Source organism: Campylobacter sp. RKI_CA19_01122 (assembly GCF_025771325.1).
GTDB lineage: Bacteria > Campylobacterota > Campylobacteria > Campylobacterales > Campylobacteraceae > Campylobacter_D > Campylobacter_D lari_D.
Genome location: NZ_JAKMPZ010000001.1, coordinates 127,768 through 152,183, shown reverse-complemented (window position 1 = coordinate 152,183; position 24,416 = coordinate 127,768). Strand labels below are relative to the sequence as shown.

At 28.3% G+C, this 24,416-nt stretch carries 31 protein-coding genes; 11 read left to right on the top strand and 20 right to left on the bottom strand.

Annotation, left to right across the window (positions count from 1 at the left end; translation table 11 throughout):
• Nucleotides 1-32: 32 nt before the first annotated feature.
• Both pdxA and L8U37_RS00805 read right to left on the bottom strand, forming a co-directional pair.
• Nucleotides 33-1,133: a 4-hydroxythreonine-4-phosphate dehydrogenase gene (gene pdxA, locus L8U37_RS00810; protein WP_220567122.1), complete on the bottom strand. Its 1,101-nt coding sequence runs from the start codon at nucleotides 1,131-1,133 to the stop codon at nucleotides 33-35.
• Nucleotides 1,130-1,897, bottom strand: coding sequence for a pyridoxine 5'-phosphate synthase (locus L8U37_RS00805; RefSeq protein ID WP_220567123.1), 768 nt, complete (start codon nucleotides 1,895-1,897; stop codon nucleotides 1,130-1,132). Before L8U37_RS00805 ends, pdxA begins: the two co-directional genes overlap by 4 nt.
• A gap of 55 nt (nucleotides 1,898-1,952) precedes the next feature.
• On the opposite strand from L8U37_RS00805, the gene L8U37_RS00800 reads away from it, so the two are divergent.
• Genes L8U37_RS00800 through L8U37_RS00790 form a run of 3 tightly spaced genes read left to right on the top strand, consistent with a single transcriptional unit; the run spans nucleotide 1,953 to nucleotide 4,016 of the window.
• A complete protein-coding gene (locus tag L8U37_RS00800) occupies nucleotides 1,953-2,912 on the top strand; it encodes a Ppx/GppA family phosphatase (RefSeq protein ID WP_263728337.1) in 960 nt (319 codons plus the stop codon).
• Between the two features lie 10 nt (nucleotides 2,913-2,922).
• Nucleotides 2,923-3,366: a GatB/YqeY domain-containing protein gene (locus L8U37_RS00795; protein WP_220567124.1), complete on the top strand. Its 444-nt coding sequence runs from the start codon at nucleotides 2,923-2,925 to the stop codon at nucleotides 3,364-3,366.
• The gene (locus tag L8U37_RS00790) at nucleotides 3,363-4,016 is read left to right on the top strand and encodes a DNA/RNA non-specific endonuclease (protein ID WP_220567125.1); all 654 of its coding nucleotides are present in this window, start codon (nucleotides 3,363-3,365) and stop codon (nucleotides 4,014-4,016) included. Before L8U37_RS00795 ends, L8U37_RS00790 begins: the two co-directional genes overlap by 4 nt.
• A gap of 31 nt (nucleotides 4,017-4,047) precedes the next feature.
• On the opposite strand, the gene dnaK is transcribed toward L8U37_RS00790, so the two are convergent.
• The 3 genes from dnaK to L8U37_RS00775 are packed head-to-tail and all read right to left on the bottom strand — an operon-like array spanning nucleotide 4,048 to nucleotide 7,221.
• Nucleotides 4,048-5,910, bottom strand: coding sequence for a molecular chaperone DnaK (gene dnaK, locus L8U37_RS00785; protein ID WP_263728336.1), 1,863 nt, complete (start codon nucleotides 5,908-5,910; stop codon nucleotides 4,048-4,050).
• A 22-nt stretch (nucleotides 5,911-5,932) separates the two neighbouring features.
• Nucleotides 5,933-6,442 carry a nucleotide exchange factor GrpE gene (grpE, locus tag L8U37_RS00780; protein ID WP_114640401.1) on the bottom strand — a complete coding sequence of 170 codons (510 nt, stop codon included), beginning with the start codon at nucleotides 6,440-6,442 and terminating at the stop codon, nucleotides 5,933-5,935.
• Complete coding sequence (locus L8U37_RS00775; RefSeq protein ID WP_258107533.1) at nucleotides 6,439-7,221, bottom strand: HrcA family transcriptional regulator; 783 nt, start codon at nucleotides 7,219-7,221, stop codon at nucleotides 6,439-6,441. The genes grpE and L8U37_RS00775 overlap by 4 nt, the downstream gene beginning before the upstream one ends.
• A gap of 240 nt (nucleotides 7,222-7,461) precedes the next feature.
• On the opposite strand from L8U37_RS00775, the gene L8U37_RS00770 reads away from it, so the two are divergent.
• Nucleotides 7,462-7,593 (top strand): hypothetical protein, encoded by a 132-nt coding sequence (locus L8U37_RS00770; protein WP_256374638.1) that lies wholly within the window; start codon nucleotides 7,462-7,464, stop codon nucleotides 7,591-7,593.
• On the opposite strand, the gene L8U37_RS00765 is transcribed toward L8U37_RS00770, so the two are convergent.
• From L8U37_RS00765 to L8U37_RS00745, 5 genes are read right to left on the bottom strand one after another with little or no spacing between them, the layout of a single operon-like run.
• Nucleotides 7,582-8,211, bottom strand: a complete 630-nt coding sequence (locus tag L8U37_RS00765) for a hypothetical protein (RefSeq protein WP_263662538.1) — start codon at nucleotides 8,209-8,211, stop codon at nucleotides 7,582-7,584. The genes L8U37_RS00770 and L8U37_RS00765 overlap by 12 nt on opposite strands.
• Nucleotides 8,208-8,444 carry a hypothetical protein gene (locus tag L8U37_RS00760; RefSeq protein ID WP_263659094.1) on the bottom strand — a complete coding sequence of 79 codons (237 nt, stop codon included), beginning with the start codon at nucleotides 8,442-8,444 and terminating at the stop codon, nucleotides 8,208-8,210. The genes L8U37_RS00765 and L8U37_RS00760 overlap by 4 nt, the downstream gene beginning before the upstream one ends.
• Entirely contained in the window at nucleotides 8,428-9,480 is a 1,053-nt protein-coding gene (locus L8U37_RS00755) for a DHH family phosphoesterase (RefSeq protein WP_263659093.1), read from the bottom strand. Before L8U37_RS00755 ends, L8U37_RS00760 begins: the two co-directional genes overlap by 17 nt.
• Nucleotides 9,481-9,489: 9 nt before the next feature.
• On the bottom strand, nucleotides 9,490-11,649 hold the full coding sequence (gene flhA / locus L8U37_RS00750) for a flagellar biosynthesis protein FlhA (protein ID WP_263728335.1): 2,160 nt from the start codon (nucleotides 11,647-11,649) through the stop codon (nucleotides 9,490-9,492).
• Entirely contained in the window at nucleotides 11,642-12,046 is a 405-nt protein-coding gene (locus L8U37_RS00745) for an Rrf2 family transcriptional regulator (RefSeq protein WP_220567238.1), read from the bottom strand. The genes flhA and L8U37_RS00745 overlap by 8 nt, the downstream gene beginning before the upstream one ends.
• 184 nt (nucleotides 12,047-12,230) lie before the next feature.
• On the opposite strand from L8U37_RS00745, the gene rpsO reads away from it, so the two are divergent.
• A complete protein-coding gene (gene rpsO / locus L8U37_RS00740) occupies nucleotides 12,231-12,503 on the top strand; it encodes a 30S ribosomal protein S15 (RefSeq protein ID WP_012661650.1) in 273 nt (90 codons plus the stop codon).
• Nucleotides 12,504-12,690: 187 nt separating this feature from the next.
• Here the strand turns inward: rpsO and L8U37_RS00735 are convergent, their stop codons facing one another.
• The 5 genes from L8U37_RS00735 to ilvC are packed head-to-tail and all read right to left on the bottom strand — an operon-like array spanning nucleotide 12,691 to nucleotide 16,799.
• Entirely contained in the window at nucleotides 12,691-13,584 is an 894-nt protein-coding gene (locus L8U37_RS00735; protein ID WP_263728334.1) for an RsmB/NOP family class I SAM-dependent RNA methyltransferase, read from the bottom strand.
• The gene (ruvX, locus tag L8U37_RS00730; RefSeq protein WP_220567240.1) at nucleotides 13,571-13,957 is read right to left on the bottom strand and encodes a Holliday junction resolvase RuvX; all 387 of its coding nucleotides are present in this window, start codon (nucleotides 13,955-13,957) and stop codon (nucleotides 13,571-13,573) included. Before ruvX ends, L8U37_RS00735 begins: the two co-directional genes overlap by 14 nt.
• A complete protein-coding gene (locus L8U37_RS00725) occupies nucleotides 13,954-14,721 on the bottom strand; it encodes a DNA-protecting protein DprA (protein WP_263660085.1) in 768 nt (255 codons plus the stop codon). The genes ruvX and L8U37_RS00725 overlap by 4 nt, the downstream gene beginning before the upstream one ends.
• Entirely contained in the window at nucleotides 14,708-15,775 is a 1,068-nt protein-coding gene (locus L8U37_RS00720; RefSeq protein ID WP_263728333.1) for a divergent polysaccharide deacetylase family protein, read from the bottom strand. The genes L8U37_RS00725 and L8U37_RS00720 overlap by 14 nt, the downstream gene beginning before the upstream one ends.
• 1 nt (nucleotide 15,776) lies before the next feature.
• Nucleotides 15,777-16,799: a ketol-acid reductoisomerase gene (gene ilvC / locus L8U37_RS00715; protein WP_263659087.1), complete on the bottom strand. Its 1,023-nt coding sequence runs from the start codon at nucleotides 16,797-16,799 to the stop codon at nucleotides 15,777-15,779.
• Between the two features lie 107 nt (nucleotides 16,800-16,906).
• Between ilvC and L8U37_RS00710 the strand changes: the two genes are divergently transcribed.
• The 6 genes from L8U37_RS00710 (at nucleotide 16,907) to L8U37_RS00685 (ending at nucleotide 21,772) form a co-directional block, all read left to right on the top strand.
• Entirely contained in the window at nucleotides 16,907-18,847 is a 1,941-nt protein-coding gene (locus L8U37_RS00710; protein ID WP_263728332.1) for a VacB/RNase II family 3'-5' exoribonuclease, read from the top strand.
• Nucleotides 18,840-19,805 carry a DNA polymerase III subunit delta gene (gene holA, locus L8U37_RS00705; RefSeq protein WP_263728331.1) on the top strand — a complete coding sequence of 322 codons (966 nt, stop codon included), beginning with the start codon at nucleotides 18,840-18,842 and terminating at the stop codon, nucleotides 19,803-19,805. The genes L8U37_RS00710 and holA overlap by 8 nt, the downstream gene beginning before the upstream one ends.
• A gap of 90 nt (nucleotides 19,806-19,895) precedes the next feature.
• Entirely contained in the window at nucleotides 19,896-20,270 is a 375-nt protein-coding gene (gene rpsF / locus L8U37_RS00700) for a 30S ribosomal protein S6 (protein ID WP_133318789.1), read from the top strand.
• Between the two features lie 3 nt (nucleotides 20,271-20,273).
• The gene (locus tag L8U37_RS00695; protein WP_133318788.1) at nucleotides 20,274-20,804 is read left to right on the top strand and encodes a single-stranded DNA-binding protein; all 531 of its coding nucleotides are present in this window, start codon (nucleotides 20,274-20,276) and stop codon (nucleotides 20,802-20,804) included.
• A gap of 10 nt (nucleotides 20,805-20,814) precedes the next feature.
• The gene (gene rpsR, locus L8U37_RS00690; RefSeq protein ID WP_039618521.1) at nucleotides 20,815-21,075 is read left to right on the top strand and encodes a 30S ribosomal protein S18; all 261 of its coding nucleotides are present in this window, start codon (nucleotides 20,815-20,817) and stop codon (nucleotides 21,073-21,075) included.
• A gap of 52 nt (nucleotides 21,076-21,127) precedes the next feature.
• On the top strand, nucleotides 21,128-21,772 hold the full coding sequence (locus tag L8U37_RS00685; protein ID WP_220567245.1) for a MarC family protein: 645 nt from the start codon (nucleotides 21,128-21,130) through the stop codon (nucleotides 21,770-21,772).
• Here the strand turns inward: L8U37_RS00685 and L8U37_RS00680 are convergent.
• Genes L8U37_RS00680 through fliW form a run of 5 tightly spaced genes read right to left on the bottom strand, consistent with a single transcriptional unit; the run spans nucleotide 21,756 to nucleotide 24,297 of the window.
• Nucleotides 21,756-22,172 carry a hypothetical protein gene (locus tag L8U37_RS00680; protein ID WP_263728330.1) on the bottom strand — a complete coding sequence of 139 codons (417 nt, stop codon included), beginning with the start codon at nucleotides 22,170-22,172 and terminating at the stop codon, nucleotides 21,756-21,758. The two genes, L8U37_RS00685 and L8U37_RS00680, sit on opposite strands and share 17 nt — an antisense overlap.
• Nucleotides 22,169-22,897, bottom strand: coding sequence for a prepilin-type N-terminal cleavage/methylation domain-containing protein (locus L8U37_RS00675; protein ID WP_263728328.1), 729 nt, complete (start codon nucleotides 22,895-22,897; stop codon nucleotides 22,169-22,171). The genes L8U37_RS00680 and L8U37_RS00675 overlap by 4 nt, the downstream gene beginning before the upstream one ends.
• Nucleotides 22,881-23,177, bottom strand: a complete 297-nt coding sequence (locus L8U37_RS00670) for a hypothetical protein (protein WP_263725695.1) — start codon at nucleotides 23,175-23,177, stop codon at nucleotides 22,881-22,883. The genes L8U37_RS00675 and L8U37_RS00670 overlap by 17 nt, the downstream gene beginning before the upstream one ends.
• The gene (locus tag L8U37_RS00665) at nucleotides 23,174-23,902 is read right to left on the bottom strand and encodes a pyrroline-5-carboxylate reductase (protein WP_263659080.1); all 729 of its coding nucleotides are present in this window, start codon (nucleotides 23,900-23,902) and stop codon (nucleotides 23,174-23,176) included. The genes L8U37_RS00670 and L8U37_RS00665 overlap by 4 nt, the downstream gene beginning before the upstream one ends.
• Complete coding sequence (gene fliW, locus L8U37_RS00660; protein WP_012661666.1) at nucleotides 23,902-24,297, bottom strand: flagellar assembly protein FliW; 396 nt, start codon at nucleotides 24,295-24,297, stop codon at nucleotides 23,902-23,904. The genes L8U37_RS00665 and fliW overlap by 1 nt, the downstream gene beginning before the upstream one ends.
• Between the last annotated feature and the right edge of the window lie 119 nt (nucleotides 24,298-24,416).

Here is a 24,416-nt window from a genome sequence, read left to right as displayed (position 1 = left end):
AAGAAATTATTTTAAGAATATTTTAGTAACTTTTACTTATTTTTTTCTTTGATTTGTAAAAATTGTAAAGCAGATTTTACTGCTTGCATATAACTTTGTAAGTTTATTTTTTCATTTTTATAAGCCCTATCATAAGCTGTTCCATGATCAACACTAGTTCGAATTATGGGTAAATTTAAACTCGCATTAATGCTTTTATCAAAATACAAAGCTTTTAAAGGTGCTAAAGCTAAATCATGATACATACTGACTAAATACTTGCATTTACTTAATGCAAAAGGAGTAAAAGCACTATCGGCCACTAAAGGCTCACTTAAAAAAATATTTTCCTTATAAGAAAACTCTTTTTCTTTTTGACTTAAAAAATATTCATTTTCTAAATTTTGTAAATTTAATGCATGATCTTTTAAAAATACATTTGCCATTCTTATAGCTTTTTTTATTTCCTGCTCTTCTTCTCCGCCTATTACGCCATTATCGCTTGCATGAGGATTAAAACCCAAAACTCCAATTTTTTCAAATAAAGTGCATTGATAAAAATTAATTAAAAATTTCGCAAGTTCAAAAGCCTTAATTTCTTTATAAACATCTCTTAAAGGCATATGTTCAGTATATAAAGCCACAAAAAGCTCATCACACCCTAACATCATAATAGCATCTTGTTTGAAAAAATCTCTTAGTGCTTCAGTATGACCTTTATAGCTCACTCCTGCCATTTGCCAAGTTTTTTTATTAATCGGTAAAGTTGCTAAAGCATCTAAAAATAAATGCGTGCAATAACTAGCTCCTTCAAAACTTAAAAAAGAATAAGCTCCACTTTTAGCGTCTAAATTTGCAGGATTTAACTCAAAATCAAAATCAATAATTTTACTAGCTTGATATGAAAACTCATAAATTAAAAAATTTTCTTTTTCTTCTTTAAAGGCAAAATGTGGTTTTGAAGCATTAGAAATTTCAACTAAATTGATTTTAGATTTAGGATTTATTTTCAAAAGCTTACTTGCTTTTTGAAATAATTCATAATGCACAAAATAATATGGCTCACAAATTTTTACTAGCTCATCATGACAAGATAATAAAATTTGCATACCTATACCATTTAAATCTCCTATACTAATAGCAATTTTTTTCATCTTTTAATCAAAGCTTTCATTTGCAATATAGCTTTTTCTAAGCCTACAAAAACCGATCTTGCTACTATGCTTTGACCTATATTTAACTCTTCTATTTCTAAAATATCCACAATATTTTTTACATTTTTATAATTAAGCCCATGACCAGCTGCCACTCTTAAATTTAAACCCTTAGCCAAACTCGCACTTTGTTTTAATCTTTGGAGTTCATTTTCTAAAAGCTTTTTGAGTTCATTTTTACTTAAAATTAATTCAGGCAATGCATAAGAAGTTTGATTGATATTGGTATATAATGCATTATAAATATTAGCATACAAGCCTGTATGAAACTCTATAAAATCAGCATTTAAAGAAGATGATTTTTTAATATCTTCTAAATTTGGATCAATAAATAAAGAAACTTCGATTTGCTCTTGTTTTAAAGCATTAATGGCTTCTTGTAATTTTTCATTGTCTAAATTTAAACCACCTTCTGTTGTAAGCTCTTGTCTTTTTTCAGGTACTAAAGTAACGCGCGAGGGTTTGTATTTTAAAGCATATTCTATCATATCAATAGAGCATTCTAAATTCACTACACACTTACAATATTTTAAGATATTTTCTAAATCAAACTCATTAGCATGACGACGATCTTCTCTTACATGGATAGTGATTTGATCAGCTAAATTTGCACTCAAAAACGCAGCTTCAAGTAAATCAGGATCATTTACTTTTCTAGCTTCTCTTAAAACTGCTATATGATCGATATTAACCCCTAAAAGCATAAGTTTTCCTTATAAGTTTTTTGCTATTATACTTTAAATTTTTTAAGGAGAGCTAGTGCTAGGTATTGATATGGGTTCAAATACATTAAGAGCTGTTTTGATGGATGAGAATTTTAATAAATTAAAAAGCGAAGAATTTATCATAGGAGCAGCTAAAAATATGCAAAATGACACCATTAGTGATGAAGCTATAGAAAGAATTTTTAGCGCTTTGAAAATCTTAAAAGAAAAAAATTATAACTTAAGTCAAGCTAAAGCAGTCGCCACAGCTGCTTTTAGAAAAGCAAAAAATACTAAGCTTATTTTTGAAAAAATTCAAAAAGAATTTAAACTTGATATAAAATTAATCGATGCAAAAACAGAAGCAAAACTAAGCGTTTTAGGTATGCAAGAGCGTCTTAAAGCTCTTAAACTTTTTAGAAAAGACTTAAATTATTGTGATTTGGGCGGTGCTTCTTGTGAAATTTCAAATGATAAATTTAGCAAAAGTTATGATTTTGGAATCATTAGTTTTTATGAAAGAATGCATTTTAAAGCCATAAAACCAAGTGTTTATGTAAGATTTTTTAAAAAATATCCACAAAATCTTGTGCGTATTAAAGATGAAAAATTAAAAATTCATCTAAGCCCCTACCCTGCGCATTTAAAGCAACTTGCCTTAAAAGCTTTTAATCTTAGTAAAGATATAAAATTAAAAGGAAATTTTTTCATACTAAATTCAGGAGTACCTACCACACTTTGTGCTTATAAACAAAACATAAAATACAAAGACTACCTAGAAGAAAGTGTAAATGGTAAAATACTCAAACGCAAAGATTTTTTTGATTTTGCATTAAAAATTTGGAATTTAGAACAAGAAAAAGCTAAAATTTATCTTGGAGAAAATAGAAAAAAATACCTCATAGCAGGCTCAATGATACTTTTTGCTTTATTTAATAAGCAAAAGCTCATTGTGATTGATGATGGTGTTAGAGAAGGTGTGTGTATAGCACATTTTAAAAATATCAAATTTTAAAGGAGAAAAAATGAGTTTAAAAGATCAAATTTTAGAAGATATCAAAGAAGCTATGCGTAATAAAGATGATTTTAAAAGAAACACTTTAAGAACGCTTAATGCTAGCTTTAAACAAATAGAAGTTAATGAGAGAATCACACTTAATAATGAAAGAATATATAAAATCATTGCGAGTGAGATTAAAAAACGAAATGAAGCCGCACTTGCTTTTAGCAAAGGTTCTAGAGAAGATTTAGCACAAAAGGAACTCCAAGAAGTAGCTATTTTAAGTGCTTATTTACCAAAACAACTTAGCGATAAGGAATTAGAAAGTGAGCTAAAAAAACTTATAGAAAAACTACAAATTAGCTCTTTAAAAGAACAAGGTATTTTGATGAAAGAAGCTAAAGCAGCTTTTGGTGCAAGCGTTGATGGTAAAAGACTTAATGAAATGGTAAGAAAGCTTTTAGCATGAAAAAAGTTTTAACACTTTGTGCCTTAACTTTAAGCTCTTTTGCTTATACTCAATATGAATTACATCCTAGCTTTAAAGCTTATTTTAAAGACTGCTCTTTATTAATGGATAAATATTATTATATTAATTGTTATGATTATAATTATAAAGGCACTAAGGCAATTGCTTATAAACTAGAAGCTAAAATTTTAAATCAAGGGCACATCAAAAAACGCCCAAAATTTAAAGATGATACCAATATTCCTAAAAAGTATAGAACTTATTGGGAGGATTATCTAAGAAGTGGTTATACAAGAGGGCATGTCGTACCAAATCAATCCATGAATGCAACCCCACAAGCCCAACTTAGTACTTTTTTAATGAGCAATATCACTCCGCAAAAAAAAGATATTAATGCAGAAATTTGGAATGAAATCGAACAAAGAGAAAGATATTTAGCAAAGAAAAATAAAGAATTGGAAGTCTTAAATTTAGTACTTTATGATGATAAGCCAAAACGCATTAAAAACAACATAGCCATTCCTAGTTTTTATATCAAAATTCTTAAGGCTAAAAATTTCACTGAATGTTATAAAGTGCCAAATAATGATAATTTTGCAAGATTTGATAGAAATTATTTTAAGGAAGATTGTAAAAAATATATTGATTAAACTAGAAGCAACAAGGCTTCTAGTTTAATTTTTACTCAACTTCAGCATCAATTACATCATCATCTTTTTTCTTTTGAGCGTTTAGTTCTTCTTTTTTATACATATTTTCTGCTAATTTATGAGAAACTTCACTTAAAGCTTTCATTTTGCCTTCGATTTCTTCTTTAGAAGCATTAGCATTTTTCAATGTCTCTTTTAACTCATCTAAAGCTTTTTGAATATTTGCTTTATCATCATCGCCTACTTTATCTCCAAGCTCACTTAAAGATTTTTCTACTTGATGTACCAAGCTATCAGCAGCATTTCTAGCTTCTACTGCTTCTTTGCGTTTTCTATCTTCTTCTTTGTGAAGCTCTGCATCTTTTACCATATTGTTGATTTCTTCTTCACTTAGTCCGCTTGAACCTGTGATTTTAATCTCTTGAGCCTTACCTGTAGCTTTATCTTTTGCACTAACTGTTAAAATACCATTTGCATCAATATCAAAAGTTACTTCAATTTGTGGCATACCGCGAGGTGCTGGTGGAATTCCTTCAAGATTGAAATTTCCTAAAGATTTATTATCACGGCTAAATTCTCTCTCACCTTGTAAAACATTGATAGTAACTGCGCTTTGATTATCTTCAGCAGTTGAGAAAACTTGCTCTTTTTTAGTTGGTATAGTTGTACCTTTTTCGATGATTTTAGTCATCACACCACCTAAAGTTTCAATACCTAAAGAAAGCGGAGTAACATCAAGCAATAATACATCTTTAACATCACCTTTAATAACCGCACCTTGAATCGCCGCTCCAATTGCAACAACTTCATCAGGATTTACTGATTTATTAAGCTCTTTTCCAAAGGCTTTTTTAACTTCTTCTTGTACTAGTGGAACACGAGTAGAACCACCCACCATAACGATTTCTTTTACTTCACTTTTATCAAGCCCTGCATCTTTTACTACTTCGTTAATCTTACTAATAGTTTCAGCAACTAAACCATCAATCATACTTTCAAATTTAGCTCTTGTTAGAGTTTTAGTTAAGTGTTTTGGACCACTTGCATCAGCTGTGATAAATGGTAAATTAATATTAGTTTCATTAGCTGAACTTAATTCTTTTTTAGCATTTTCAGCTGCTTCTTTTAATCTTTGTAAAGCCATTACATCGTTTTTAAGATCAATACCTGTTTCATCTTTAAACTCATTTGCTAAAAAGTCAATTAATTTATTATCAAAATCATCACCGCCTAAAAATGCATTACCGCCTGTTGCTAAAACTTCTACAACATTATCACCTGTTTCAAGCACAGTAACATCAAATGTACCACCACCTAAATCATAAACTACAATTTTTTCACTTTCTTTTTTATCAAGTCCATAAGCCAAAGCCGCTGCAGTTGGTTCGTTAATAATTCTTAATACATTCAATCCTGCAATTTGTCCTGCTTCTTTTGTAGCTTTTCTTTGTGCATCATTAAAATACGCAGGAACAGTAATAACCGCATCTTCTACTTTCTCGCCCAAGAAAGCTTCTGCATCTTCTTTTAATTTCATTAAAACTTTTGCTGAAATTTCTTGTGGAGTATAAATTTTACCTGCTATTTCAATCGCACAAGCCCCATTTCTCTCTGTGATATGATAAGGTAAGCGATTTTTAGCTTCTTTTGCTGCTTCTTCATTGATCATCAAACCCATAATTCTTTTTATAGAATAAATAGTTTTTTCAGGATTAGTCACAGCTTGACGCTTAGCGCTATCTCCAACTAAAACTTCTCCCTTATCTGTAAAAGCAACTACTGAAGGAGTAGTGTTTTTACCTTCTTTATTTGGGATAACTTTACTCTCGCCTCTTTCATATACACTCACACAAGAATTTGTTGTACCTAAATCTATACCTATAACTTTTGCCATTTTTTATCCTTTTTATTAAATTTTATTTTGCAACACTAACTTTTGCTGATCTAATTACTCTATCATTCATCATATAGCCCTTTTGTAAAAGTTGGACAATATGATTACTTTCATGATCGGCGCTTTCAACATGAAACATCGCTTCATGTAAATTTGGATCAAACTCACCATTTGCTTCTATTGCTTTAACCATATGTTTTTCAAGTTTTTTCAAAAGCAAGTCTAAAGTGTTTTGAACCCCTTCTTTTATTTTCAAACTTAATTCATCATTAGCTTCTACATTAATAGCCGCCTCTAATGCATCAACTACATCAAGCAAATCTTTAGCAAAACTTTCATTTGCATAAATTGTTGCTGAAATTTTTTCTTTTTCCATTCTTTTTTTGATATTTTCAAATTCAGCATTTGCTCTTAAATAAGTATCTTTTAACTCATTATACTCTGCTTGAAGTTTTTCTAATTCATTGTTTTGATTTTCTGAATTTTCCACTGCTTCTTCTTGCATTTGCTCATTTTGCTTTTCTTCGCTCACGCAGCCTCCTTTATAATATTTAACATTGTTTTAAAATCAGAATACACACTACCAGCAAAAACCACATTAGATTCTTTGCCTAAAAATGTACTCTTAAGCTTTAATCCCATAAAACCCTCTTCAAATAAAGGATCAAATTGCAATTTATCGTTAAAATAAAATCCAATTTGAGGAGATAAAAGCTTAGCAAATTCATCATTTTGATAAATTTGATAAGCTTTACTCTCATTATATCTATAATAAACCATAGCTTCTTTTAGCATAGTTATTTTTTCCAATAACTCTTTAAACTCAACTCTAAAAGCTAAATTTTCAATACTTTTTAGATCAAGTCCTATAAGTCTTTGTAAGAAAACCAGACTATCTTGGCTAAATCTTAAAACCAACTCATTTTGTCCAAAATCAAGTATGATAAATTTATCATTAACCTTGGTAATATCTTGTAAAATAAGCTCATCGCCACCATAAACTAAGGTATAAATTTCAAACTTATCAAGCAAAAACTCTAATAATGCAAGATCGTTAATCACAATCTCATCTTCGCAAAGTTGCTCATACCAATAAGCCTTCATAGCACTAAAAGTTGGTATGCGACCACTGCTAATATGAAGTTGCGTTAATACACCCTCATCGCTTAATTTTTTAAAATAAACTCTTATAGTAGAAGCAGGTATGCTAACTTTATGATTTAACTCATTAGAACCCACAGGGTTATTACCCTCTAGATAGGTTTCAATGATAGTTTTTAAAATTAAATCTTTTTTACTATAAGACTTCACTATAAAACCTTAAATTTTTTATTTTAGCACTCAATGTTTTTAAGTGACAAAATAATTATACAACTTTAGTATAATAATGTCAAGTTATTTTTAAATAAAAATATTTAAAATTATTTAGTCTATATAACTAAAGTTTATTTAGCCATTTATATATAATATATAAAAACTTATTTTTCAGTTTTTTTAAAAGAAAAGATAATATAATTGCGTCTAGCAATATTTTTTAAAAGGTTTATAATAATGAAAAATCTTACTTTAAGAGAAAAGCAAGATCTTGAAGCTTATGTGTTTTCCAATATAGAAAGAAAAAAAATGGCTTTAAGTAGAATTTTAAAGTTATATTATTTAAGATTTTTTAGACTAGTTTTTTAATTTATATTTTCTCATACCCTCTTTTGTGAAAGATAAGTCTTTAAAATCAGGGGATGAGATTAACTCCATACAAGTTTTATCCAAATTTTCCATTCCACTTACTTGCATACTAGCTTGCAAATTTTCATCTAAATATAAATCAAAAATTACACAAGCTTGATTATTGACCTTGTAGAGAATTTTTCCACCTTTTTTCTCATCTAGTTCATACGCTTGTAATTTATCATTTTTACTCATTCTCTTAATTTCATTTGCAAAAGATTGATGCAAGGTATAATAAATCATAAAATCGCGCATAATATTTTTAATATCAGCAATTTCTTTTTTTAGTTTTGATAAATCTTTAGTGTATAAACTTATAAATTGCGTATTTAAGTATTCATTTAGACTTTTTTCGTTTAAATTTTCACACAATGGATAAATTTTAACCACAAAAGCCTTATCTTTAGCAAGTACTATATCTACACAAGCTTGTTTGTTTTGTTTGTATTCTAAAAATAAAGCTTGACTAGAGCTTAAATTTAGCGTGTTTTGTTTATTGTAAGCAAAATCACTTAAATCTTCATAGATATTTGCATAAGAAAAAATTCCTATAAAAAGCAATAATAAATTTTTCATTCAAATAAATCTTTATGATGAATTTTTAAGTACTCCACTACTTCTAAGATCTCATCAACTCCTTCTTTTTGGGTATTATGACAAACTTCATCAATACAATCAATATAAACTCCAATTGCTTTTTCTAATTTTACTCTTTTTACCCCAGCAAACAAGAGCATTGCTTCTAAAACTATACTTAATTCATATTGTAAATTTTCTATTTCTTCTTTAAAATCATGATTTGTTTTCATTATTTTCCTTTAATTCTTTACTTTTAATTAAATCTACAAATTGTGCTTTTATGAAATCATAGTTAGAGCTATCTTTATACGCAGCAAATAATCCTCCGCTAGCATTTTTATGCCCTCCCCCATTGACCAAACTTTTAGCCATCAAACTCACATCGATTTTATTATTTGCTCTAAAACTTAAGGTTTTTCTCGAACTAAGATCAACAAAAAAATCAAAATCAGGATTTTGCATTAAAAAATCATTTCCAATTACGGAAGTATTGCCTATATTTGAAGTTAATAAACCTTTACTTCCTTTATAAAATACACTAAATTTTTCTTTATTTACACTTAGTCTTTCTACTATAAATTTAGAAATTAAATTGCTTAAAGTATCATCATTTTCTTTTTTAAAAAAAGATTTTTTTAAGCCATGTAAATCATCATCTAAATTAATATGAGCATTTTTTTGATGAATGTATTTTCTACAAACATCAAAAAGATAAAAAAGATATTTGATATTTTCTTGTGCAAACATTACTCTATTGATTTCTTTTGCTCCAGAAACCATACCAAGTAGTACTTTTCCAAGTTCAAAATTCTCATCTTCACTCAACCAAATATCTACTGCATTTACCACATCCACAAATTCTGACAAAGCCTTATTTTCGCCATAACATTTACTAAAAAAATCATAAACAATCTTAGTAGCACATCTTTTATCATCTAAAAAATACCAAGGATATTTTTGCATACATTCTAAGCCACTTTGATGATGATCTAAAAGTAAAAGCTTGATTTTTTTACCTTCTATGGCTTTTTGAAAATCTTCACATTGACTTAATGTTAAATTTAAATCCGTGATTAAAATCACAAATTCTTCATTAGGATTTTGCTTTAAATCTTCCTCTATATTTTTAAAAATCACATTAAAATTTTCATTAATCTCTTTACCATAATTAGAATTATAAAAATAACAATTCTTAAAATAAAAATCTAGCACATACTGACAAGCATAGCCATCTAAATCCGTATGTGAAAGATGATAAATTTTCATATTTTTCCTTTATAAATTATCAACTTTTATGATACCTTCTGTTTCAAACTTGGTATTTTCTGCAATCTCAGCAAAACTTAAGACCGTAATATTAATACCAAAATTAGAACAAATATCAGCAATGAATTTTCTAAGTTGCGGCTCAACACAAAGCAAGAAAGGCTTAATTCTTGTATTTGCCACACTTGCAAGTTCAGCTTTTAAAGCTTCTACTAAAGCACCAGTTTGAGCTACATTTATCATTAAATGATACGAACCATCTTTAAACTGCACATGCTCCATTAATTTTGCAGCTGCAGCAGCATCAAAAATATAAAAGCTAATTTGCCCTTTTTCATCCACATATAAATTTGTAATTGCTCTTGCTAAAGAAGCCCTTACATGCTCAATAATCATATCCAAACTCTTGCTTACTTCAGCTATATCACTAATTGATTCTAAAATTGTAAGCATATCTTTAATAGGAATATGTTCTTTAAGTAAAGCTTTTAAAACTTTTTGAATTAAACCTATGCTAGCAACCCTTAAACAATCATCTACCACGATAGGATAATCATTTTTGATTTTATCCAATAAATTTTGAACCTCTTGTTTAGTTAAAAGCTCTGAAGCATTAGCTTTTATAAGCTCACTCATATGGGTTGAAATCACACTTGCTGGATCAATTACAATATAACCATTTAGCGTTGCCTCATCTTTTAAAGATGATTCTATCCATAAAGCATCAGAATTAAAAGCAGGTTCTTTAGTAGCTATACCTTCGATAGGTTCAGTGATAAAACCACTATCCATAGCTAGATATTTATCGGGATAAATTTCAGCACTAGCTATACCTACACCTTTGAGTTTAAAAGTATATTCATTTGGTTTTAATTGCAAATTATCTCTAATTCTAATTTTTGGCATTAAAAAACCTAAACTTTGAGCTATATTGCGTCTTGTTGATCTAATACGTTCTGTTAATTCACTTTCTGCTAGTTTGATAAGTCCATAACCTAATTCTAATTCTAAAATTTCTAATTTTAAAATATCTGTGATTTTATTTTCTTCTTCTTTTAAGATTTCTTCTTCGCTGCGTTTTTGAGGTTTAGCTTGCTCTTGCTCATCAGCTTCTTGAGATTTTTTAGCTGAAATTGCGTTAATTTGAATTTTACCCTCTTGCACTTGCTTTATCATATAACCAAGACCCAAAAATACCAAAGCCATAAAGCCCAAAGAAAAATGCGGTAAACCAGGTACTAAAGCAAAAATAAATAAAACAAAACCTACAATTAGTAGTGTTTTATATTCTCCCAAAAGCTGATTAATAGAACCTTCAGCAAAATTATCCTCATCTTTACTAGCACGCGTGATAATGATAGCAGTTGCTGTTGAAGTTATAAGTCCAGGAATTTGAGAAACAAGTCCATCACCTATTGTTAATATAGTATAAGTTGAAGCACATTCTCCAAGCTCCATATCATGCTGAAAATAACCTATCATAAAACCACCAATTAAATTTACAATAGTAATGATAATCCCAGCAACAGCATCCCCTTTTATAAATTTAGAAGAACCATCCATTGCTCCATAAAAATTTGCTTCAGCTATGATTTCTTGGCGTCTTGCGCGTGCAGTTTTTTCATCAATCAAACCTGCATTTAAATCCGCATCAATAGCCATTTGCTTACCTGGCATTGCATCAAGGGTAAATCTTGCTTGAACTTCAGAAACCCTTGTACTACCTTTGGTTACAACCATAAAATTGATTAAAACTAAAATACAAAAAACAACCATACCTATAACATAATTTCCACCAACAACAAATTCACCAAAACTTGCCACTATATCACTAACAGCAGCTGGACCTTGATGACCCTCACTTAAAATCATACGCGTTGTAGCTATGTTAAGTGAAAGTCTAAAAAGCGTAATAATTAAAATCATAGTTGGAAAAGTTGTTAAATCTGTAGGTTTTGGTATATATAAAGAAATTAAAATAATTAAAACCGAAATTGCTATACTTAAAGCAAGAAAAAAATCTAAAACTATACTTGGTAAAGGTACTATAATAATAGCTAAAATTGCAATAATTACAGCTACTATAGTTAGACTCTTTGCCTTTAAAATAGGTGCAACAAGTGGAGCAATCCAAGGCAATACTAAGCTAAAAATATCCCTTTTAGCCATTATTTTGAATAATATCCTCTAGAGTAATAGAAACTAAAAAATCATCTATCTTATTTTGAAGCTTCACCAACACAGGCATAATTTTACAATTTTCTTCTTTTTGCGAAGGACAAATTCCATTACTGCACTCAAATACATTGATAGATTTTTTCTCTACACTATTAATAATTTCTTTTAAAGTGTATTCACTTGGCTTTTTAACAAGCATAAATCCACCTTTAGCACCCTTATAAGATTTCAAAAGTGCGTCTTTGGCAAGTGCTTGTAAAATTTTTGCTAAAAAACTTTTTGGTATATCTAAAACACTTGACATAGTATCTACATCTTGTGGTTCTTGGGATTTTGCTATATGAATTAAAGACAATAAAGCATATTCGCTAGCTTTGGTAAATAACACTTTTTTCCTTTCATTGAAATATTAATAAACAATATCTATTTTTAACTTTAAATAAAAATTTTAATTATATCAAAAATATGTGTTGTTAAATATTAAATTTCTTATTTTTCAAATTTCAGCATTTTTTTTGTTTTTTTAGTTATAATTGCACTTTTTATTTTAAATACCGCTCAGGAGGTCTATTATGGCTTTAGATTCGGCTAAAAAAGCAGAAATAGTTGCAAAATTTGCTAGAAAAGAAGGAGATACTGGTTCTCCAGAAGTTCAAATCGCACTTTTAAGCGCAAGAATTTCAGATTTAACAGAACATTTAAAAATCTACAAAAAAGATTTTTCTTCTCGTTTAGGTCTTTTAAAGCTTGTTGGTCAAAGAAAAAGACTTTTATCTTATCTAAAAAGAAAAGATTATCAAGCTTATTCTAAATTAATCAGCGAATTAAATTTAAGAGATAAATAAGCCTCGTGCTTATTTATCTTTAATATATTTTATTTTAGTTATTTACCACTTCTTTAATTTAAGTTTTCAAAATTTCAATATTTTATTCACAAGAGTTTCACGATGTGATTTTAGCTTCTAAGTATCTAAAAATAGCACTTTAAGTTTTATGAGTAAAAATATTTTTCGCATTTAATTTTATTGATTTTTAATGTTTTTTCACTTTTGCTATAAAAAACCCATCTGCATAATTATCTGGTAAAACTCTTTTGGCAAATGACAAGTCAAAATCATCACTTTTTGCATTAATGAAGTTAACATTTAATAAATCAAAATCTAGTAATTCTAATTTAAAATTTTCATTTCTTAACGCATTTTCTAAAACAGCTTCATTTTCTTCTCTTAAAAATGTACAAGTACTATAAACCAATTCCCCACCATGTTTTAAGGCTAGTAATGCTGAATGTAAAAGTTTTTTTTGCAAATTTGCTATTTGCTTAATTTCTTTTGTGTTTTTTTGTATTTCAAAACCCATTTTTGCAAAAGTTGAACAAGGCGCATCAAGCAAAATTTTATCAAATTTCAAAGGACAAGCTTTACCTATAGTGCGTGCGTCTTTTAAAAAGCATTTTGCAATTTTAACTTGATAATTTTCCATAGTTGTTTTTAAGGTAAAAAAGCGTGTTTTAGATAATTCACAACTTGCTAAATAACCTTCATTTTGCATAAAATTGGCCAAATTTAAACTTTTTCCACCAGGAGCTGCACACATATCTAATACATTCTCACCAGCTTTAACACCCAAGGTTTTAGCACATAAATACGAAGAATAATTTTGTATATAAAACTTACCCTCATTAAAAGCATTCATTGAGCTTAATTTGCTTTTAAAAATACTAGGTATTTTATAACAATACAAATCAATTTTTTTAAATTTTATATTTTTTTCATTTAGAATTTCTTCTAGTTTTTCATTGTCAATAAGCAAAGAATTTCTAAAAATATTGAGATATTTTTCTTGATTAAAACTTTGAAGAATTTGTTCTTTTTGCTCTTTTGTATAAATTTCATCTAAAGCTGTATTTAAATCAAGCAAGGCCATAAAAATCCTTTAAAAATAAATATGCAGCTAAAGAATCAAGTTTGCCATCTTTTTTCTTTAAATTCACTACACCAAGCTCTTGTGCGTTTTTAGAGCTAAAACTCTCATCAACAAAAAAAACTTCTTTATCAAAATCAAGTAAAGATATGAAATGCTCTATTCTTTTTCGCATTTCATCTTCACTAGATCCGCCCAAAGGAATTCCTACCACCAAAGTATTTACATCATAGTCTTTAATGTATTTTTTTACCTCATTTGCTGCTTGATTGCGGTTTTTTCTAATGATAGCTTCAAGCGGCATGGCCATGCTTTTATTAATACACAAAGCAACACCAATACGCTTTAAACCTATATCTAACGCTAAAGTATTCATATGCAAGCTCTTATTTTCACTCCAGAAATTTCCACCAGACCCTCAAGTTCATATTCATAAACTCTATCACCAAATTTTTTCAAAACTTTTTCTAAATCATTTTCATGCTTTAAAAAGCTTAACAAATCATCCTCACTTTGCTCTTGATAAAGCTCTCCAAACATTTTTGCAAATTCCTCAAAATTATGAATTAAATTTGCTTTTTTTGTGGCTAAAAGTAAATTTGTTCCTTCACTTTCATCTTTCCTATGAGGTAATACATATATAGGTTTATTCATACTCAAAGCAAGCCTTGCACTTTGCATAGAACCACTTTTTAAATCAGCTTGAGCTATTATAACAACCTCACTTAAAGCAATAATAAGCCTATTTCTTAATAAAAAATCATATGGCTTTGCTTTATATTTTGCTTCATTTTCACTTAAAGCTAATGCATTTTCATAAATATTTAAAATTTCATTTGTATTAGCTTTTGGATAAATCTCATCAAGTCCATTAGCAAATATGGCTATAGTTTGAGGATAAGCTATTTTAGCTGCTTGGATATCCACACCCAAAGCCCCACCACTTACTACACAAACCTTAGTTTTTTTTAACAAAGATACTAACTCAATGAGACAATTTTTAGTATAAACGCTCATTTTTCTAGAACCTATAATAGCTACTTTTCTAGCATTTAAAAGCTCTAAATTGCCTTTATAATAAATCTTTGAAGGTGGATTTAAAAGATTTTTAAAATCTTCAATATTCTCAATAAATTTCATTTAAATATACAAGTTCAACTGAATTTAACAAATCTTTACTTTGCACCAAAGCTTTAAAAGTCTTTTCTCTTGGATGACCAATAGCTATAGCAAAACCTTTCTTTCTTGCCTCTTCTACTGCTTGTTTGAGTTGATTTTTAATATATGCTATATCATCTTCATTATCCAAAAAAACATCTCTAGCTATATAAGGCTGATTAAATTGACTTGCTAAATTTTTAGCTTTAGAATTTCCTATGGTTCTTGAATCTACAAAAATAAAATCATTTTGTTTAAAAGCATTAAATAATTTTTCCATAGCCTGCTTATTTGCAGTAAATAAACTTCCTGTATGGTTGTTAATAAATTTTACCTTTGGAAATTGTTCTTTTACAAAAGCTACGCGCTTGCTTATTTTTTCCATATCATCACTAGGGTGTAAAGTGTTTAATTCTGCCTTGTCATATTTTATAGCAGCAAGAGGCAAATGCACCATAAAAAAGTCAAAATCCTTTGCAAACTCAGCTGTATAAGGATGGCGTTTATCAGGTGGAAAAAAAGATGGGATTAATTTTAAATTTGTTTTTTTAAGCATATCTACATGAGTGTGACTTGCCATATCATCTATAATAATTGCTAGACGAGGTTTGGTATTTTTTTGCACTAGGATTTGAGTTTTATTATCCTCATTTTTATCTGATATATTTTGCTCTTTATTGATTAATTCTTTACTTGTATTTTGATCTATTACTTCTAAAATTAAAGTTTGATTATCCTCTTTAGTTTGATTTAACTCTGTATTTACAGGGTTTAAATTTAAAATTTCACTAATGTTTTTATCTAAAAATTCTAATTTTTCATTTTCTAAAGTCAAATTTATATCATTAAAACTAAAATTATTTTCTTGCTCTTTTGTAGGTGGTAATAGTTCTTTTTTAACTATGGTTTGATTATAGTCTAAGGTTTTATTTTCTTCTTTTTTTAAAAACAAAGCTCCAAATGCAAAAAGAAAAATTCCAATTACAACAAGACAAAGTGCTAGAAGCACTTTGTATTTTTTATTTATAGTTTTCAAATTAGTTTTTATCTTTATCAACTAATTTTTTAGCACTAATCCAAGGCATCATAGCACGAAGTTCGCGTCCTGTTTTTTCTATCAAAGAATCATTCATTAATTTACGCTCTGCATGCATTCTTGCAAAATTCGCTCTTCTTTCTAAGATAAAATCTTTAGCAAAACTTCCATTTTGTATATCTTTTAAAACACCTTTCATAGCCTCTTTAGTTTCTTTGGTAATAATCTTAGGCCCTGTGATATAATCTCCATATTCAGCAGTATTAGAAACAGAATATCTCATATCAGCAATACCACCTTGATAAATCAAATCTACAATTAATTTCATTTCATGCAAACACTCAAAATACGCCATTTCAGGTTCATACCCTGCTTCAACTAAGGTTTCAAAACCAGCTTGGATTAAAGCACTAAGTCCTCCACAAAGCACCGCTTGTTCGCCAAATAAATCTGTTTCAGTTTCAGCTTTAAAAGTCGTTTCTATAATACCTGTTCTACCACCACCTATAGCACTAGCATAACTTAAAGCTAAATTTTTAGCATTTTTACTTTCATCTTGGTGGATAGCAATTAAACAAGGAGTGCCCCCGCCTATACTAAATTCATGTCTTACAGTATGACCTGGAGCTTTAGGAGCTATCATAATCACATCTATACCTTTTGGAGCAACAATTTGTCCATAATGGATATTAAATCCATGTGCAAATGCTAGAGTTTTACCTGCTTTTAATTCAGTTTTAATTTCTTCATTAAAAATTTCACTTTGAATTTCATCAGGAGCTAAAATCATAATCAAATCTGCTTCTTTAGTAGCTTCTTTTACACTTTTTACTATAAAATTTGCTTTTTGAGCTTTTGCCCAACTTTGCCCACCCTCTTTTAACCCTATGATCACTTCTACACCACTATCTCTTAAATTCATAGCATGAGCATGACCTTGAGAGCCAAAACCTATAATAGCTACTTTTTTTGATTTTATTAAATTAATATCACAATCTTTATCATAATAAATTGACACAGCCATTATGCACTCCTAAAATTAAAATTAAAGCAAAGATTATAACTAAAAAATATAAATTTAATCCTTTTATGATAAAATTTAAGTTTTGAAAAATTACTATAAAGAGTATTATGAAAGAATTATTTAATCAACTAAGCTATGGTCTAAATGCTGATGAAATTACCAATAAAAGCAAGCAAATCATTAGAGAGTTGCTAACTTGCGATATCATTAAATTTTATAAAAACAAATACTATTTAAAAGATGGCTTTACTTTTGGTAAGATTGATATTTCAGCTAATGGAACGGGATTTTTAGAAAGTTTTGATCTTGTTTTTAAGCGTGATTTGCTCATAGAAAATAAAAATTTAAAAGGAGCGAATTATGCTGACATAGTTGTGGCAAAATTACTTCCTCTTAAAAAAAAGCGTCCAAGTGCTAAAGTTATCTTAATACTTAAAAGAGCCCATGAAACTTCTTTGGTTATAACTAAAAAATACGGCGAAGCAGTCCTTGGAGTAAATATTCAAACAGGACTCACATGTGCCTTAAAAGCCTCTCAAAAATCCTTAAAAACTCTACCTTTGGGAACTATTTTAAAAATAGAAAATCATGATAATAATATCACTGAAGTGATAGGACATATTGATGATGATTTTGTAGATGAAAAAATTTCCTTAGCACTTTTTAATAAAAATGCAGTTTTTGATAATTTATGTGAAAATGAAGCAAGAGCTTATGGAAATGAAGTTGATGCGAGTATGTATCCATCAAGAAAAGATCTTAGAAATTTAAATTTTTGTACCATTGATCCAATTGATGCAAAAGATTTTGATGATGCAATTTATTATGATAAAAATGAGCATGCTATTTATGTAGCCATAGCTGATGTAAGTGCTTATGTGCATGCTTATAGTGCTATTGATAAAGAAGCAAGATCAAGGGGTTTTTCGATTTATTTTCCTCATATTGCTATACCTATGCTACCAAGAGCTTTGAGTGAAAATATTTGCTCACTAAAACCTAATGAAGATAGGTTAGCATTTTGTTTTAAAATAAGCTTAGATCAAAACAATGAAGTGATTAAAGAAGAGCTTTTTGAGGCTATTATCAACTCAAAACGCCGTTTTAATTACGATGAAGTTGATGAGTATTTACAAAAGCAAGAAGATTTAGGCGCAATCAATTGGCTTTATGAGGTTTTCAAAATCACTCAAAATTTACGAAAAAAACGATTAAAAAATGCTTGTGAGTTTAAAACCCAAGAGCTAAGAATGACTTTAGATGAAAATAATAAACTCATAAAAACACGCCTTGAAAATGATACTGCCTCGCATAATTTAATCGAAGATTGCATGCTTTTAGCTAATAAAGCTGCAGCAAAATTCATTGATATAGGAGTTTTTAGAAATCATTTAAGTCCTGATTATAAAAAAATAGATCAATTGCTAGCTGATCTTTCAACACTTAGTATAGATATTGATCCTAAAAATAATGTCATAGAATTATTTAAAGACATTCAAGTCTTAGCAAATGAGCTAAATATAAGAGAAGAAGTAGATAAACTCATCATCAAGGCGCAAAAAAAAGCAGAATATTCTAGTGAAAATGCAGGGCATTTTGGCTTAGGTTTTGATAAATATACCCATTTTACAAGTCCTATTAGAAGATATTCTGATCTTATATTACATAGACTTTTAAAAGCTAAAATTAACAATGATGAAAAAATGTTTAATTATTTGCTTTTAAACATACAAAGCACTTGTGAGGAATTAAGTTTATTAGAAAGAGAAGCAGATAAGGTTGCTTGGCATTTTATGGATAGAAAATTTGCAAGATGGGCAAAAGAAAATATAGGAAAAAGATTTAAGGCTTTAGTGGTAGAAAATCAAAGTTCATTGCAAGTAAAATTAAATGATGAAATTAAGGGAGCTTTGATTACCATCATAGGTTCAAGGGCAAATTTATTAGAAAATGTAGAAGTAGAAATCACTGAAGTAGATATTGTTAGTGCTAAAATTTTTGGCAAAATTACCAAGCATTTTAGTTTAGAAAGAAACCAAAATGTATAAAAATCAACTCCAAAGCTTACTTAATGGTAATAGTTTTCCCAATTATTTCTTGCTTTATGGAGCGGATAATTTCCAAATAGAGCTTTATACTAAATTTATTAAAGACAAATACTCTTTTGATGAGAGTTTAAGATTTTATTTTGAAGAATATGATTTTAAGCAAGCATATGATTATTTATCTAGCGCTTCTTTATTTAGCGAGAGAAAACTGCTAGAAATCAAAACTCAAAAGAAAATCTCAAGTAAAGAACTCAAGCAACTTTTACAGCTTTGTCAAAATTCGCAAGATAATTATTTTTTACTTGAAATTTATGATGAAAGCTCCAAACAAAGTGAAGCGGAGAAAATTTTTGCTAATAATTTTTGTAGATTTTATAAAGTAAATTCAGCTAAGGAAGGCATGGAATTACTAGCTTTAAAAGCTAAAGAATTAAATATTAACATTACTCAAAATGCCCTTTATGCTCTTTTTTATAATTTTAATGAAAATTTATATTTAGCGGCTAATGAGTTAAATAAATTTAGTGGTCTAAATATCAATGAAAAAATCATCCAAGAGCATTGTTATAGTTTAAGTACTATTAGTTTTGAAAGTTTTTTTGATAAATTAATGCAAAAAAAAGATTTAAGGAGTGAACTTGAAAATATTTTAGAAAATTACAATGAAATAGCATTGATTAATGCCTTATATGCAAATTTTTCTAGACTTTTTAAAATAGCTTTACATATTAAAATTTATGGAAATTTAGACTTGAAAGAAATTTTAGGCTATGCTCCACCTATTTCTGTGGCACAAAATCTTCAAAAACAAGCTCTTATGATCAAAATATCACAATATAAAAATATCTTTCTGACACTTTGTAATTGCGAATATGAATTAAAAAAGAATTCTAAAATAGAAAAAAAAGATTTTTTAATCGCAACACTTTTACAACTTAGCTCCATATTAAAAAGTTAAATTAAGAAAACTTATGGTAAAATTAAATTTGCATTTTATGCAAAATCCTTGCCTAAAATTTTAGGCTTTATATCCATAAGGAGAAATTAAATGAGACATTATGAAGTTTTATTCATATTAAAACCAACACTTACAGAAGAAGAAGTAAGTGCTAAGTTGGAATTCGTAAAAGAAGTCCTTACAAAAAATGGCGCAGAAATTGAAAGCGTAGTTCCAATGGGAACAAGAAAACTTGCGTACAAAATTAAAAAATACGAAAGAGGAACTTATTTTGTGATTTATTTCAAAGCTCCTACAAATTTAATAGCAGAGCTTGAAAGGGTATTAAGAATCACTGAAGAAGTAATCAGATTTTTAATCGTAAAATATGAAAATAAAAAAGAAATTGCAGCTTGGGAAAGACTAAGCAAGGGTATCAAACAAAATAAAAAAGAAATTAAAGCTAGCGAAAGCACAGAAGGCTAATTAATGTTTAATAAAGTCGTTTTAGTAGGGAATCTTACAAGGGACATAGAAATGCGTTATGCTCCATCAGGTAGCGCAATAGGCTCTTCTGCTATAGCTGTAACAAGAAGATTTAGTACAAATACAGGAGAAAAAAGAGAGGAAACCTGCTTTATCGACATTAGCTTTTTTGGAAGAACTGCAGAAATTGCTAATCAATACCTTAATAAAGGTAGTAAAATTTTAATCGAAGGTCGTTTGAGATTTGAGCAATGGAGCGATCAAAATGGACAAAACAGATCAAAGCATAGTATTCAAGTTGAAAATTTAGAAATGCTAGGTTCAACTGTACAAAATAATCAACAAAGTAATTTTGAAAATCAAAATTATGGTTATAATCAAAATTTTAATCAACAACAAAGCTTTGATCCTTATGCTCAAGTACAAACTAGAACAAATTCATCTAATAATACCTATCAAAATCCTCAAAAGGAAGCCCCTATGAAGGAAATTGATATTGATAAATATGATGATGATACAGAATTACCATTTTAAAGGAAAAAACATGGCAGAAAAAAGAAAATATTCACGCAAATATTGTAAATATACTGAAGCTAAAGTTGATTTTATAGACTATAAAGATACAGCATTGCTAAAACATGCTTTATCAGAAAGATTTAAAATCATGCCACGCCGTTTAACAGGCACTAGCAAAAAACACCAAGAAATGGTTGAAGTTGCTATTAAGCGTGCAAGACATGTAGCACTTATCCCTTATATCGTAGATAGAAAAGAAGTTGTTACTAATCCTTTTGAAGGACTATAATTATTAAATCAAACCCAAGCTTTTTAAGCTTGGGAAAATAAAAGGTTGTTTTATGTTTTCAGATATAGAATCTGAAATTTATGTTATTTTACTTGCATCCGTTGCTATTATAGCGGTTTTAAATCCTTTTGGAAATCTTCCACAATTTATTGCAATGACTGAAGGTCTAGATGCTGATATAAGAAAAAAACTTTTTAGAAATATCATTTACACTGCATTTTGTATTGTTTTAGTTTTTTTACTTTCTGGACCATTTATCATGAAATATTTATTTAAAATAGATATTAATGATTTACGAGTTGCAGGTGGTTTGATTTTAATCATTATGAGTACAAAAAATCTACTTTTCACCCCATCAAGCACTCAATTTCAACACTATCAAGGATTAAGCCACAAAGAATTATTAAAAAAAAGTATAGTACCAATGGCATTTCCTATGCTTGTAGGACCTGGAACACTTTCTACCATAGTAGTTATTTCAGAAGATCAAAATTTAGCTATAGCCATAGCTTCTGTATTACTTACTTTTGCTTTTATTTTTGCCTTATTTCACTTTTCAGCTACTATTGAAAAAGTTATCGGTAAGCTTGTACTTTATGTTTTTTCACGCATTGCTTTAGTTTTTATTATGGCTATGGGAGTAAAAATGATAGCTATTGGAATTCAAACTTACATTCAATCTACCTGGGATAAATAAAAAAACTTTTTTGTAAAAACTCTTCTTCATTTACTGCTTTATTGGTATTTAACAACACACTAATATTTACCGCTACAATACTTTTTGCATGAACATACTTTGCAATTAATTTATTATTTTTACATTCACCCAAAGGATAAGCATAATCAATTCGTATTTTTATATTATTATATTCAAAATTATATTCACTTAAGCATTCTTTACCCTCCAAATAGGCTTGATATAAAAAATATTTAGCAAACTCTTTAGCATCATGAAGTAAAATATTTCCTTGGGTATAAAGCGTTAAATCTTTCATAATTCTTGGTGGATATGAAGAAATTTTTATTATAAACACCATAATAAAAGAAATAAATAAAATAAAAAATATTGTATATATCATTGCAAATGATTTTTTCACAAAAGCATCCATTTATCTAAACATCTATTTTGAGTATTACTGCAAATTGTAATTTTTAATAACTCACCATCATGCTTGAAAATAAGTTTTGAAATATTTTGAGCTAATAAAAATACTTGTTTGTTATGATTTAAATCATCAATTTGCATATAAATATTTTCATTTTCTAAATATACTCTAACATAAGCATATAAAATAGTATAAAATCCACTAAATTTCTCATTAATAAAATGGATTTTCTCTCTATCATCAACTAATATTTTATAGATTTTTGAATTTTTTATATCATAAATATACATATAATCACTAGTATATATTTTCAACTTCTTCATACTATGCATATCTTTATAATTGCTCAAAATTCCTTCAGAAATTCCATTTTCTATAAAATGCAAATTACTTTTTGGGCTAAAAAAACTTTCATTATTTTCTAAAATAATACCACTGAAGTTTATTTTTTTTAATGACAAATCATAAAAAATATCATCATTTGCACTCATATAACACTCAAAAGAATTACTTGTAAATATTGCATTCAAGCAAGAATTATAAATTTTCTCCATGCTAAGTAAAGCTTGATTTAAATCAAAAAATATTTCACTAGATTTTTTAACATTAAAACTATAATTATAAATATACATAGCTGGATTAATTAAAATAGTAATCAAAATACCCAAAATAACAAGGCTTAACGCAAGTTCCAATAAACTAAAAGCCTTTTTCATCTACAAAAGCTTCTTTATAGGATAAATCTTTTATTTTTAAAGATTTGAGTTTAAATTCATCACTAGTGTATTCTAAAAAGTTGTAATTATTTATATTTATCTCTTTTGCTTTATATAAAGGAATTTTCTTTAGCAATTCTTTTTCTTCATTAAAAAGGGTTTGATTTTGCCATATAACATTTAAAGATTTATTTGCAAATACAAGATAATAAGATCCAAAAATAAAAAATAAAATTACAATACAAAAAGCAAGCTCTAGGAGACTAAAAGCTTGCTTCATTTATTTAAACTTGCATTAAAAGCTTCAAAAAAGGCACCGCGCAAAGCTCTTTTTTCCAAAGCTTCAATTCCTTTTATAGTTACTCCTGCTGGAGAACAAATTTTTTCTTTAATAATAGCAGGATGAGCATGATTAAACAAAGCACTAAAGCTTTCAAAACTTGCACGAGTAAGCTCATAACTAAGCTCATTTTTTAAACCATTTTTCACACCTGCATTAGCTAAACTTTCTGCTACCAAAGCCAAAAATGCAGGAGCACAACCACTCAAAACCATAGCTATATCAAATTCTTTTTCATTTTGCAAACTTATGGCTTTACCAAAAGTATTTAGCAAAGATAAAATTTCATCTTTAAATAAATCTTTTTCCATTAAATAAGCAGTTGTAGAAGCTTTAAATTCGGCTGCTGTATTTGGCATAATTTTCACATAATTTTGTGCATCAATACAATGAAGCCGCTCAAAAGTAGTGTTTGCTAAAACCGAAATAAGCCATCTTGCCTTGCCTTTTAATTTAACAGCTACTTCTTCTAATGCATAAGGTTTAAAAGCCAAAATAATATTTTTATTATCCATATCAAACTCATCATACGATAATACTTTTAAATTTAAACCACTGGCTTTTTTTAAATCCCTAGCAACAATAACTACTTTATAAGTATCCTCTAAACCTTTAGCTATAGCACTTGCCATAGCACCATTTCCTAAAATATAAATTTCAGACATTATTTTGTTTGTTTAATAAAAGCTGAAATCTTTTCAGACTGAAAATAATTAGGATATTTGCTTGTATCTAAAATCACTTGCACTAAAGAGTTATTATCATAATTCATCACAACAGGTGCTAAAAAATTTACCGTAGATTCTTCTAATGGCTCATTAATAGCTACTATAACAAACACACCAAAATTAGTTTGCTCATTTAAAGCTAATAATTCTTGATAATAATCAGGCACTTCAAAATCATAATCAGGACGGATCATATAAGGATCAATCATCACAAAAGAAAAATCTTTACCATCAAGGCTTTTAAGTCTATAAAAAACCTCGTCTATTTTATAAAAATTCATATTTTTGGTATCTTCAAAACCTAAAATAGGACATTTAACTTCTAAGTTCATCTTGCCTCCTAAAATCTATTGACTAAGAAATTACAACTCATTAAGCAATTTTAGTTCCAATTTTAAAAATTACACTAATTAAGAGTTTTTGACTATAATTTTAGTTTTAAAAATTAACA

What these genes read in the sequence shown, in the direction of transcription:
- pdxA (WP_220567122.1), bottom strand. Translation starts at nt 1,133, where the DNA reads ATGAAAAAAATTGCTATTAGTATAGGAGATTTAAATGGTATAGGTATG.
- L8U37_RS00805 (WP_220567123.1), bottom strand. Translation starts at nt 1,897, where the DNA reads ATGCTTTTAGGGGTTAATATCGATCATATAGCAGTTTTAAGAGAAGCT.
- L8U37_RS00795 (WP_220567124.1), top strand. Translation starts at nt 2,923, where the DNA reads ATGAGTTTAAAAGATCAAATTTTAGAAGATATCAAAGAAGCTATGCGT.
- L8U37_RS00790 (WP_220567125.1), top strand. Translation starts at nt 3,363, where the DNA reads ATGAAAAAAGTTTTAACACTTTGTGCCTTAACTTTAAGCTCTTTTGCT.
- dnaK (WP_263728336.1), bottom strand. Translation starts at nt 5,910, where the DNA reads ATGGCAAAAGTTATAGGTATAGATTTAGGTACAACAAATTCTTGTGTG.
- L8U37_RS00770 (WP_256374638.1), top strand. Translation starts at nt 7,462, where the DNA reads ATGAAAAATCTTACTTTAAGAGAAAAGCAAGATCTTGAAGCTTATGTG.
- L8U37_RS00765 (WP_263662538.1), bottom strand. Translation starts at nt 8,211, where the DNA reads ATGAAAAATTTATTATTGCTTTTTATAGGAATTTTTTCTTATGCAAAT.
- L8U37_RS00760 (WP_263659094.1), bottom strand. Translation starts at nt 8,444, where the DNA reads ATGAAAACAAATCATGATTTTAAAGAAGAAATAGAAAATTTACAATAT.
- L8U37_RS00755 (WP_263659093.1), bottom strand. Translation starts at nt 9,480, where the DNA reads ATGAAAATTTATCATCTTTCACATACGGATTTAGATGGCTATGCTTGT.
- flhA (WP_263728335.1), bottom strand. Translation starts at nt 11,649, where the DNA reads ATGGCTAAAAGGGATATTTTTAGCTTAGTATTGCCTTGGATTGCTCCA.
- rpsO (WP_012661650.1), top strand. Translation starts at nt 12,231, where the DNA reads ATGGCTTTAGATTCGGCTAAAAAAGCAGAAATAGTTGCAAAATTTGCT.
- L8U37_RS00735 (WP_263728334.1), bottom strand. Translation starts at nt 13,584, where the DNA reads ATGGCCTTGCTTGATTTAAATACAGCTTTAGATGAAATTTATACAAAA.
- ruvX (WP_220567240.1), bottom strand. Translation starts at nt 13,957, where the DNA reads ATGAATACTTTAGCGTTAGATATAGGTTTAAAGCGTATTGGTGTTGCT.
- L8U37_RS00725 (WP_263660085.1), bottom strand. Translation starts at nt 14,721, where the DNA reads ATGAAATTTATTGAGAATATTGAAGATTTTAAAAATCTTTTAAATCCA.
- ilvC (WP_263659087.1), bottom strand. Translation starts at nt 16,799, where the DNA reads ATGGCTGTGTCAATTTATTATGATAAAGATTGTGATATTAATTTAATA.
- L8U37_RS00710 (WP_263728332.1), top strand. Translation starts at nt 16,907, where the DNA reads ATGAAAGAATTATTTAATCAACTAAGCTATGGTCTAAATGCTGATGAA.
- holA (WP_263728331.1), top strand. Translation starts at nt 18,840, where the DNA reads ATGTATAAAAATCAACTCCAAAGCTTACTTAATGGTAATAGTTTTCCC.
- rpsF (WP_133318789.1), top strand. Translation starts at nt 19,896, where the DNA reads ATGAGACATTATGAAGTTTTATTCATATTAAAACCAACACTTACAGAA.
- L8U37_RS00695 (WP_133318788.1), top strand. Translation starts at nt 20,274, where the DNA reads ATGTTTAATAAAGTCGTTTTAGTAGGGAATCTTACAAGGGACATAGAA.
- rpsR (WP_039618521.1), top strand. Translation starts at nt 20,815, where the DNA reads ATGGCAGAAAAAAGAAAATATTCACGCAAATATTGTAAATATACTGAA.
- L8U37_RS00685 (WP_220567245.1), top strand. Translation starts at nt 21,128, where the DNA reads ATGTTTTCAGATATAGAATCTGAAATTTATGTTATTTTACTTGCATCC.
- L8U37_RS00675 (WP_263728328.1), bottom strand. Translation starts at nt 22,897, where the DNA reads ATGAAAAAGGCTTTTAGTTTATTGGAACTTGCGTTAAGCCTTGTTATT.
- L8U37_RS00670 (WP_263725695.1), bottom strand. Translation starts at nt 23,177, where the DNA reads ATGAAGCAAGCTTTTAGTCTCCTAGAGCTTGCTTTTTGTATTGTAATT.
- L8U37_RS00665 (WP_263659080.1), bottom strand. Translation starts at nt 23,902, where the DNA reads ATGTCTGAAATTTATATTTTAGGAAATGGTGCTATGGCAAGTGCTATA.
- fliW (WP_012661666.1), bottom strand. Translation starts at nt 24,297, where the DNA reads ATGAACTTAGAAGTTAAATGTCCTATTTTAGGTTTTGAAGATACCAAA.